Source organism: Caulobacter ginsengisoli (assembly GCF_030814835.1).
Classification (GTDB): domain Bacteria; phylum Pseudomonadota; class Alphaproteobacteria; order Caulobacterales; family Caulobacteraceae; genus Caulobacter; species Caulobacter ginsengisoli.
The window spans coordinates 236801-247968 of record NZ_JAUSVS010000007.1; the positions used below are offsets into that span (position 1 = coordinate 236801).

Here is an 11168-nt window from a genome sequence, read left to right on the forward strand (position 1 = left end):
GAAATAGCACAGCCGGCGCGTACGCCGGCTGTGAGCACCTTAAGCGGGGCCGCCCCGGAGCTGGAAACGCCGGGCGGCCCCTTGTTCAAAACCTACAGCAGCCAGCCGTTGGGGTTGTTCACGTTGCCGGTCAGCAGCAGCAGGTAGTCCGCCACGCCGTCGCCATTGGTGTCCAGCCCCAGGGTGGTGGTGTTGGTCCCGCTGTTGAAGCTCAGCGTCATCTCGCCCGCATGGTTGGTGAAGGCGCCGACGAAGGTGAAGCCCTGGTTGCCGATGATGTTGGCGTTGGCGTCGATCCCCGACAGGTCGAGGATATCGCCCTGCGCCGACTTGAAGTCGGTGATGGTGTCGGTGGTCCCGGCCAGGTTGGTCAGGTCCCCGTCGGTGAACACGAAGGTGTCCGCCCCGGTCCCACCGAGCAGGGAGTCCTTGCCGGCCCCGCCATAGACGAAGTCGTTGCCCTCGCCGCCCTGGACGTTGTCATCGCCGATGCCGCCATAGACGAAGTCGTTGCCGATACCGCCCTTGACCACGTCGTTACCATTGCCGCCGTCGACGATGTCGACCCCGTCGCCGCCGTCCATGGTGTCGTTGCCGTCACCGCCGCTCAGCGTGTCGTTGCCGCCTTCGCCATTGACCGTGTCGGCGTCATTGCCGCCGTTCAGGGTGTCGGCGCCGTCGCCCCCGTACAGCTTGTCGCTGCCGTCGCCGCCGTTGATCGTGTCGGCGCCGCCCAGTCCATACAGGTCGTCGTTGCCGGCCAGGCCGTTGATGTTGTCGCCATAGGCCGTGCCGTTCAGGACATCGCGCAGGGCGGTGCCGTTGATCAGCTCGGTCGAGCCGGTGATGTTCAGGGTGACCGAGACGGTGTTGGAATAGGCCGTCCCGTCATAGGCGTGATAGCTGAAGCTCAGCGTCCCGGTTTCCCCATCGTTCAGCGCCTGGGCCGTGGCGTTGGCCGAGGCGTCGAAGGTCCAGGAGCCGTCGGCGTTGAAGGTCAGGCCGCTGATGCTGGAAACCGTCGACCAGGTCAGGCTGTCGCCGTCGGCGTCCGACCCGGAGGCCTGGCCGCTGACGGTGGCGTCTTCGCCGATACCGTAGGTCCCGCCGGCGCTGGCCACCGGGAGGTCGTTCACCGAATTGACGTTCAGGTAGACCGTCACCGGCGCCGAATAGGCCGCGCCGTCATAGGCGCGGTACTGGAAGCTGTCGGAGCCGTGATAGTTGGCGTCCGGCGTGTAGGTGAACGTGCCGTCCGAATGGAAGTCCAGCGCGCCGTGCTGAACGCCCGCGGCCTGGATCGCCGAACTGCCGCCCGGCGCGGACGCCCCGCCATAGAGCGAGTAGGTCAGGCTGTCGCCGTCGGCGTCGGTGGCGTGCACCGCGCCGCTGATGGTGCTGTCCTCGTTGCCGCTGAACGAGCCGATCTGGGCGACCGGGACATCGTTCACCGAGGCGACATTGATCGAAACCGTGGCGGTGTTGGAATTGCCGTGGCCGTCGTTGGCGCGGAAGGTGAAGCTGTCGCCGCCATGGTAGTTGGCGGCCGGGGTATAGGTGTAGGTCCCGTCGCTGTTGAAGCTCAGCGAACCGTGCGCGGTCCCGCTGACCAGGGCGTAGGTCAGGGTCTCCCCGTCGGCGTCGGTGGCGTGCGCCGCACCCGACAGGACCGTGTCCTCGTTGGTCGAGGCCGAGGCGCCGGCGGCCACCGGCAGGTCGTTCACCGGCTCGACGGTGATCTGCTGGGTGGCCGTGGTCACCCCGCCATGGCCGTCATTGACCTCGTAGGTGAAGCTGTCGGCGCCATTGTAGTTGCCGGTCGGGGTGTAGGTGAAGCTGCCGTTGGCGTTGACCACCACGGTCCCGTGCGCCGCCTGGCCGCCGCTGGCCAGGGCGTAGGTCACCGCGTCGCCGTCCGGATCGGTGGCGTAGACGTGGCTGTTGAGGACGCTGTCTTCCTTCACATAGCTGTGGGTGGTGTCGATGGTGGCCGCGGCGCCGTTGATCAGGAAGCCATCGAGCTGCAGCTGCGGCACGGCGCCGGCATTGCCGCCGCCGATCACCACCAGGTAGAGGCTGTGATGGCCCGCGGTCGTGCTGTCGTTGTGGAGGCGCAGATTGTTCCCGTTGTTGAGCGTGCGGAGGGAGAATATCTGACCGTTTTCATCCGATATGAAGATGGCGGCGTCGCCGTCGACCGTGTCGCCGGTGGAGAAGCGCAGCCGGATCTCCCAGGCCTGTCCGGCCGTGGTGTCGAAGTCCAGGCGGATGCCCGAACCGCTGGTCTGGACGCCCGGGATGGCTGCATCGAGGCCGGTCGCGTCGGCGAAGGCGCTGATCTGCTCCAGCGACACGCCGTCGCCATAGATGATGCCCGCCTGGCCGCTCCAGTTTACGCCGGTCGAACCGGCGCCGCCGGCGACGTGGCCCATCGTGGCCCAGCCGGCGAAGGGGTCGGCGCCCTCGAAGGTCGAGACGCTGACGGTGGGGGTGACTGCCGGCGCATCGTTCACCGAGGCGACGTTGATCGCGACATGGCCGTAGTCGGTCCCGCCATGGCCGTCGCTGACGCTGAAGTCGAAGCTGTCTGAGCCATGATAGTTGGCGTTGGGGGTGTAGGTGTAGGTCCCGTCGCTGTTGAAGCTGAGCGAGCCATGCTGGGCGCCGGAAGCCAGGGCGTAGGTCAGGCTGTCGCCATCCGCGTCCGTGGCGTGCGCCGCGCCGGAGAGGACGGTGTCCTCGTTGGTCGAGGCCGAGGCGTCGGCGGCCACGGGGGCGTCGTTCACCGGGCTGACATTGATCGAGATGTGGCCGGTGTCGGTCCCGCCATGGCCATCGCTGACCTGGAAGTCGAAGCCGTCCGAGCCGTTGTAGTTGGCGTTCGGGGTGTAGGTGTAGCTGCCGTCGCTGCCCAGACTCAGCGAGCCATGGGCCGGGCCCGAGGCGACCGAATAGGTCAGGCTGTCGCCATCGGCGTCGATGGCGTGGACCGTGCCGGTGATGTTGCTGTCCTCGGCGCCCGAAGCCGAGCCATCGGCCGCCGCCGGGACGTCGTTCACCGAGGCGACGTTGATCGTGACCGTCCCGTAGTCCGTGCCGCCATGGCCGTCGCTGACGCTGAAGTCGAAGCTGTCGGGGCCGTGATAGTTGGCGTTGGGCGTGTAGGTGTAGGTCCCGTCGCTGTTGAAGCTCAGCGAGCCGTGCTGGGTGGTCGAAGCGACCCCGTAGGTCAGGGTGTCGCTGTCGGCGTCGGTGGCCTGGACCGAACCGGAAAGCGTGGTGTCCTCGTTGGTCGAGGCCGAGGCGTCGGCGGCGGCCGGCGCGTCGTTCACCGAGGCGACGTTCAGGCTGATGGTGGCGGTGTTGGAGTCCGCCGTGCCGTCATTGGCCTTGAAGGTGAAGCTGTCGCTGCCGTGATAGTTGGCGTCCGGGATGTAGAGATAGCTGCCGTCGGACCCGAAGCTCAGCGAGCCGTGCGCCGGGCCGTTGACCAGGCTGTAGGTCAGGCTGTCGCCATCGACGTCCGAGGCCGAGGCCCAGCCGCTGATGATGCCGTCTTCGCTGCCCGAGCCCGAGCCATTATAGGCCACGGTGTTGTCGTTCACCGGCGGATCGACGTCCAGACTGATCGTGCCCAGGTTGGAGTTGCCGTGGCCGTCATTGGCGCGGAAGGTGAAGCTGTCGCTGCCATGGTAGTTGGCGTCGGGCGTGTAGCTGTAGGTCCCGTCGCTGTTGAAGCTCAGCGAACCATGCTGCGGGCCGCTGACCACGCTGTAGGTCAGGCTGTCGCCGTCGACGTCGGTGGCGTGCGCCGCGCCGGTGATGACGGTGTCTTCCGGCGCCGAGGCCGAGCCGTTCGAGGCCACCGGCAGGTCGTTCACCGAGCTGACATTGAGGCTGATGGTCGCCGGCGCCGAGTTGAGGACGCCGTCATTGGACCTGAAGGTGAAGCTGTCGGAGCCGTGGTAGTTGGCGTTGGGCGTGTAGGTGTAGCTGCCATCGCTGTTGAAGCTGAGCGAACCGTGGGCCGGACCCGAGACGACCGCGAAGGTGATGTTGTTGCCGTCGATGTCCGCGCCGGAGACCTGACCGGTGACCGAGGTGTCCTCGTTTGTGCTGTTGGACCCACCGCTGGCGGTCGGGGCGTCGTTCACCGCCACGACGGAGTAATAGACCGTGCCGGTGTTGGAATTGGCCGTCCCGTCATTGGCCCTGACCCGGAAGCTGTCGCCGCCCCAGTAGTCGGCGTCCGGCGTGTAGGTGTAGGTCCCGTCGCTGTGGAAGGTCACCGTGCCGTGGCTGGGGCCGCTCACCAGGCTGTAGGTCAGGGGATCGCCATCGGCGTCGGTCCCGGCCACCGAGCCGCTGGCCTGGGTGTCCTCGTTGGTCGAGTAGCCGGCGTCGGGCATGTGCGGCGCGTCGTTCACCGAACTGACGTTCAGGCTGACCGTGGCCGTATTGGAGTTGGCCGCGCCGTCATTGGCGCGGAAGGTGAAGCTGTCGCTGCCGTGATAGTTGGCGTTCGGGGTGTAGGTGTAGGTCCCGTCGCTGTTGAAGCTCAGCGAGCCGTGGGCCGGGCCCGACACGACGCTGTAGGTCAGCGGATCGCTGTCGGCGTCGGTAGCCTGGACCGAACCGGTGATGTTGCTGTCCTCGGCGCCCGAGCCCGAGCCGTTCGCCGCCACCGGCGCGTCGTTCACCGAGCCGACATTGATGGTGACATGACCGTAGTCGGTCCCGCCATGGCCGTCGCTGACGCTGAAGTCGAAGCTGTCGGAGCCATGATAGTTGGCGTTCGGGGTGTAGGTGTAGCTGCCGTCGCTGTTCAGGCTCAGCGAGCCGTGCTGCGTCGTGGAGGCCACGCCGTAGGTCAGGCTGTCGCCGTCCGCGTCGGTGGCGTGCACCGAGCCGGTGACCGCGGTGTCCTCGTTGGTCGAGGCCGAGGCGTCGGCGGCTGCCGGCGCGTCGTTCTCCGACGAGAGGTTGAGGCTGAACGTCGAGACGTTGGAATCGACCGTGCCGTCGTTGACCTTGAAGGTGAAGCTGTCGCTGCCGTGATAGTTGGCGTCCGGCGTGTAGAAATACTGGCCGTTGCTGGAGATGGTCACCGAGCCGTGGGCCGGGCCGCTGACCACGGTGTAGGTCAGGCTGTCGCCGTCGACGTCGCTGGCCGAGACCCAGCCGCTGATGCCATGGTCCTCAGCGGCGCTGCCCGAACCGGCATAGGTCACCGGGGCGTCGTTCACCGGGTTGACGGTCAGATTGACGAAGCCGCTGGTGGAGCCGCCGTGGCCGTCGCTGAGGCTGAAGGAGAAGCTGTCCGAGCCATGGTAGTTGGCGTCCGGCGTGTAGTTGTAGCTGCCGTCGCTATTGAGGCTCAGCGAGCCGTGCGTCGGGCCGCTGACCAGGCTGTAGGTCAGGGTGTCGCCGTCCGTGTCGTAGGACGAGATATAGCCGCTGACCGAGGCATCCTCGTCGGTGACGCTGTAGCCGCCGCTGGTCACCGGCGCGTGGTTCACGTGGGTGACGGTGATGTTCAGGTTGACCCAGCGGGTGATCCCGCCGTCCGTGACGCTGTACTGGAAGTGGTCGACCCCATAGCCCGAGCCGCTGGCGACGTAGGTATAGCTGCCGTCGGTGGCGATATGCAGCGTGCCGTAGGCGCCGGTCACGTCGAAGCCGTTGATGGCCTGGGGGCCCTTGGGGTCCAGCGGGATGGCTTCGCCCGGCGCGGCCAGAGGCGGGGTGCGGGCGCCGGTGACGGTCAGCTGGGAATCGACGTCGTAATCGTTGGCCAGAACCTGGCCGCTGACCGTGGTGATCCCGGTCTGGTCGACCGTGGCGCTGTCGGCGCCCAGATTGGCCACCACGTTGTAGGGGGTGGTGCCGTTGTAGCCGTTCACGGCGAAGGTCTGGCCGTTGAAGTTCAGGCTCTCGACCTGGTTGAGCAGGTCCGTGCCTTCCGAGCCGGTGGCCAGGGTCAGGATCGCGCCATTCCAGCTGCCGATCGGCGCCGGGCCGGTCGAGGCGGCGGCGATCGAGGTGGCCAGGTAGAGGGCCGTGTCCTGGCCGGTCCCGCCGACGATGGTGTCGTTGCCCAGCCCCCCGGTGATGACGTCGTTGCCGTCGCCGCCCTTGATGATGTCGGCGCCCGCCCCGCCGTCGATCTGATCGGCGCCGGCCCCCCCGTCGATCTTGTCGTTGCCGCCCAGGCCGTTGATGACGTCGTCGCCCGCCGTGCCGTTCAGGGCGGTGTCGGCGCCGGAAGTGCCGTTGATCGTAGCCATGGGTCAGACCTTCTCTTCAATTCACGGCCACCCGCCGGGGCGCGCCATTGCCGATGCTCGTGAGGGAAGGGACGGTCCCGCAAACGCCAACGTCCGCGCATAGCGCGGCCATCGGAGCTGACAGCTCCAACTACCCGATCTGGGTAATACTAGGCGGTTTGCAGTCTAAGCCCCCGATCGACCCATAGTGGGTCGACGTTCCCCCTTTTGGTTGAGAATACATTAGAAACCACGTTCGGCAAGCCGTCTCCTGATCGACGAAATGCTTGATTTCCGTGGAATAAATACAAGCGAACAGACGAAAATCGGCCAACCTTTCGGCGACTGTTCCTCACTATTCGCGCTCGTCCCCCCGCCCTTGTCGACCCGGCGCCCGAAACGCCTTGCTAACCATCGTCCGGGGTAGCGGCTCCCCGGCAGGCCGGGGAGTGGAATAATTTAGCACGACTTTTTCGGGACCATTTCACCAACACTATCCTAAGATGATCCAGCCCCTCAAAGCACCCAGCCCGCCGACGAGCTGACATCGCCGGTGAGCTGCAGCACATAGTCGGCGACGCCGTCGCCGTTGGTGTCCATCGCGACGACCGTGGCGTTGATGCCGGCGTTGTAGGCCATGGTCATCTCGCCGGCGTGGTGGCCGAAGCCGCCCACGATCGAGAAGGCCTGGTCGCCGTCCAGGCTGGTGTTGGCGTCGATCCCCGAGACGTCCAGGACGTCGCCCTGCACCGTCTTGAAGTCGGTGACGGTATCGCCGGTCGCCAGGGTCGAACCCAGATCGCCTTCCAGGAAGACGAAATGGTCGGCCCCGGTCCCGCCGCTGAGACGGTCCGCGCCCGCGCCGCCATAGACATAGTCGTCGCCGACCCCGCCCTGGACGTCGTCGTTGCCGGCGTCGCCGTAGACGGAGTCGTTGCCAGCCCCGCCCTTGACCACGTCGTTGTCGTCGCCGCCGCTGATGGTGTCGTCGCCATCGCTGCCGTCCATGGTGTCGCTGCCGCCGTCGCCGAACAGCTGGTCGTCGCCGGCCTCGCCGTTGACCAGGTCGTTGCCGAGGTCGCCATGCATGTAGTCACGGCCCTCCCCGCCATAGAGCTTGTCGGCCCCGCCACCGCCGAAGACCTGGTCGTCGCCGCCCATGGCCTTGATGGTGTCGTCGCCGCCCAGGCCGTCGATCCAGTCGCCGATGGCCGCGCCGGTCAGGGTGTCCTTGCCGGCCGTGCCGCCGCTCAGGACCTCGTTCACCCCGGTGATCGTCAGGAACTGGGTCACGGCGGGGGAGTAGGCATGACCGTCATAGGCCCGGTAGCTGAAGGTGATTATGGAAGCCTGGCCGTAGTCCAGGGTCTGGTAGGCCTTGGTCGGATCGAAGCTCCAGGTCCCGTCCTTGTTGAAGGTCAGGCCGGCCGGCGCCTTGTCGACCAGCTCGAAGCTCAGGGCGTCGCCGTCGGCATCCTTGGCGTTGGCCATGCCGCTGATGGCGTGGTCTTCGTCGGTGACCAGCTTCTTGGGCGTATCGATGCGGGGCTCGTCGTTCACCGAGGTGACGTCGATGCTGACATGACCGGTGTCGGTCCCGCCGTTGCCGTCGCTGACCGAGTAGTCGAACCCGTCGCCGCCGTGGTAGTCGGCCGAAGGCGTGTAGGTGTAGCTGCCGTCGCTGTGGAAGCTGATCGAGCCGTGGCTCGGCCCGCTGGCCAGCGTGAAGAGCAGGTTGTCGCCGTCCGCGTCCGTGGCGCTGACGGAACCGCTGAGGGCGGTGTCCTCGTCGGTCGAGGCGCTGGCGTCCGCCGCTGCCGGGGCTTCGTTGTGCGCCTCGACCGTCAGGCTGACATGGGCGCTGTTGCGGCCGCCATGACCGTCATCGACGAAGAAGTCGAAGCCGTCCGTGCCGAAGAAGCCGTGGTCGGGGGTGTAGGTGAAGGTCCCGTCGCTGTGGAAGTCCAGCACGCCGTGCTGCACGCCGCTGTTGATGGCCTGAGCCCCGCTGGGCGACCGGGGCGGCCGGCCGGCGCCGAAGACCAGGGTGTCGCCGTCGACATCGCTGGCCGAGACGGCGCCCGAGATGGCATGGTTCTCCAGGCCCTCGAACGCGCCATTGCTGGCGTGCGGCGCATCGTTCACCGGGGTGACGTTGATGGTCAGGGTGTCGGTGTCGACCCCGCCGTTCCCGTCGCTGACCTGGTAGGTGAAGCTGTCCGTGCCGTTGTAGTTGGCGTCGGGCGTGTAGGTGAAGCTCCCGTCGCTGGCGATCGACACCGAGCCATGGGCCGGCGCGCCGCCGTCGGCCAGGCCGAAGGTCAGGCTGTCGCCGTCGGCGTCGGTGGCGTGCAGCGCGCCGTTGAGGCTGCTGTCCTCGGCGATCATCGCGCCCGAGCCGCTGAAGGTGACGTCGCCGAGGACCGGGGCGTCGTTGACCGGCGGATCGACGTCGATGCTGACCGTGGCGGTGTTGGAGTCGGTGGTCCCGTCGTTGGCCTTGAAGGTGAAGCTATCGGGGCCGTGGTAGTTGGCGTCCGGCGTGTAGCTGTAGGTCCCGTCGCTGTGGAAGCTCAGCGAGCCGTGCTGCGGACCGCTGACCAGGCTGTAGGTCAGGCTGTCGTTGTCGGCGTCGGTCGCGTGGACCTGGCCGCTGATGACGCTGTCTTCCTCACCGCCGGCCGAGGCGCCGCTGGCGACCGGGGCGTCAGCGACCGAGGCGACCTCGAAGCTGTAGGTCGCTGTGTCAATCCCGCCATGACCGTCACTAACCTGGTACTGGAAGCTGTCGAAGCCGTGGTAGTTGGCGTCCGGCGTGTAGACGAAATGGCCGTCCGACTGGATCGAGACCGAGCCGTGGCTCGGGCCGTGGCCGGCCACCAGGCTGAAGGTCAGCGCATCGCCGTCGACGTCGTGGGCGTGGAACTGGCCGCTGAAGGGGGTGTCCTCGACGGGGCTGGTCGCGCCGCCGACCAGGAACTGTTGGCTGCCGAGCGTCACGGACTTGATGACCAGCGAGCTTTCGCCGCCGTCGCCGGAATAGTCGATCAGGACGAACATGGCGTGGCTGTTCGCCGGCCAGGGCCCGGTGAAGTTTCTGTCCTTCAGGTATGGACCCGACGCGTCCGACTGCGTGTCGTCGATTGAGAAGCCGAAAAGCGGGAGGACCGAGAACAGCTTGTCGTGGCTGCCGCTCGAAGGGTCGACCTCATAGGCAAAATCGAAATATTGATTGCCGGGCGGAACGGTGAAGGTGACATCGACCAGCACGGCGCTGACGAAGGTCCCGCCGGCGTTGATCTGCTCCAACGTCAGGTAGCCGCCGGTCGCCGCGAGAAGGGCTTCCAGCCCGATGCCGCCGCCACTGACCAGGCCGCCGCCGCCCGTGGCGGGGCCGTAGTTGCCGATGACCTTCCAGCTCACGCCCGGCAGCCCGGAGTCCAGGCCGCCTTGCGCCACCGGGATGTCCTCGTCGATCACCGGGGCGTCGTTGACCGGGTTGACGGTCAGCTCGACGGTCGCAGGGTCGGAATCCAGCGCCCCGTCGTTGGCCTTGAAGGTGAAGCTGTCGGAACCGTGGAAGTCGGCGTCCGGGACATAGCTGTAGGTCCCGTCGCTGTGGAAGCTGATCGAGCCGTGCTGCGGGCCGCTGACCAGGGTGAAGGTCAGGGGGTCGCCGTCCCTGTCCTTGCCCAGGACCTGGCCGCTGATCGTGGTGTCCTCGTCGCCGGAATTGGCGTCGTCATCGGCGCCCGGCGCGTGGTTCACGTGGTTTGAGGTGATGTCCAGGTTGACCCAGCGGGTCACCCCGCCATCGGTGACGCTGTACTGGAAGTGGTCGGTCCCGGCGCCGTTGGCGAGGTAGCTGTAGGTCCCGTCGGCATTGATGATCAGCGTGCCGAACTGGCCGCCGACCTTGAAGCCGCTGGAACCGGCGACCGCCTTGGGATCCTCGACCGGCATGGCCGGCGCTCCGTTGCGCTCGTCCATGGAGCGCGCGCCCGTGACGGTCAGCCGGGAATCGACGTCGTAGTCGTTGGCCAGCACGTTGCCGCTGAGGATCGAGCCCTGGTCGACCTGCTGCTTGTCGGCGCCCAGGTTGGCCACCACGTTGTAGGCGCCATCCCTGTTGTAGCCGGTGACGGCGAAGTCCTGACCGTTGAAGCGCAGGGTCTCGACCTGGTTGAGGATGTCGATCCCCTCCCCGCCCGTGGTCAGGGTCAGCAGAGCGCCGGTCCAGGTCCCGATCGGCGTCCCGCCGGCCGAGGCCGCGGCGACCGCGGTCGCGTAGACGGCCATGTCCCGGCCGGCCCCGCCGACGATGTTGTCGTTGCCACTGCCGCCGGTGATGGTGTCGTCGCCGTCGCCGCCCTTGATGATGTCGGCCCCGTCGCCGCCATCGATCTGATCGGCGCCGGCCCCGCCGTCGATCTTGTCGTTGCCGCCTAGGCCATTGATGATGTCGTCGTTGGGCGTCCCGCCCAGAGTGTCAGCGTTCGGCGTGCCGTTGATGGCCATGGTCAATCCCCTTTTCGCCGAAAATCGATCGGCGCTCGGGGGATTCCCTAAAGCTCACGCAAAGAGCGGGGGAGTGGACTAATTTAACACGACTTTATCGCGAAACTCGCGGAACGCCGTTCTGGGTTGTGGCGAGGTTTGGGGTCAGGACTTGATTGAGATCGAGATAATTCAAGAACTTAGCATCATCCCACACCCGCTCATCCCCGCGAAAGCGGGGACCCAGGTGTTTTTCGTAGCGGATTTACAGCCGCTCAGACCCGTCAGAATTACCCTCAACAGAAAAAAGCCTGGGTCCCTGTGTATTGCAGATGGTGTTGGGCTGATGCCTGATGTTGGCGGGCGTAGGCCGTTGGGTCCCTGGTCGAAGAGACCGCAAGCGGG

The 11168-nt window shown here is 66.7% G+C and carries 2 protein-coding genes; both read right to left on the minus strand.

The genetic code is table 11. From position 1 onward, the window contains the following. Positions 1-92: 92 nt before the first annotated feature. Positions 93-6287, minus strand: a complete 6195-nt coding sequence (locus QO010_RS17475) for a cadherin-like domain-containing protein (RefSeq protein WP_307351253.1) — start codon at positions 6285-6287, stop codon at positions 93-95. 495 nt (positions 6288-6782) lie between these two features. Further along, positions 6783-10784 carry a cadherin-like domain-containing protein gene (locus QO010_RS17480; protein ID WP_307351256.1) on the minus strand — a complete coding sequence of 1334 codons (4002 nt, stop codon included), beginning with the start codon at positions 10782-10784 and terminating at the stop codon, positions 6783-6785. Positions 10785-11168: the final 384 nt, after the last annotated feature.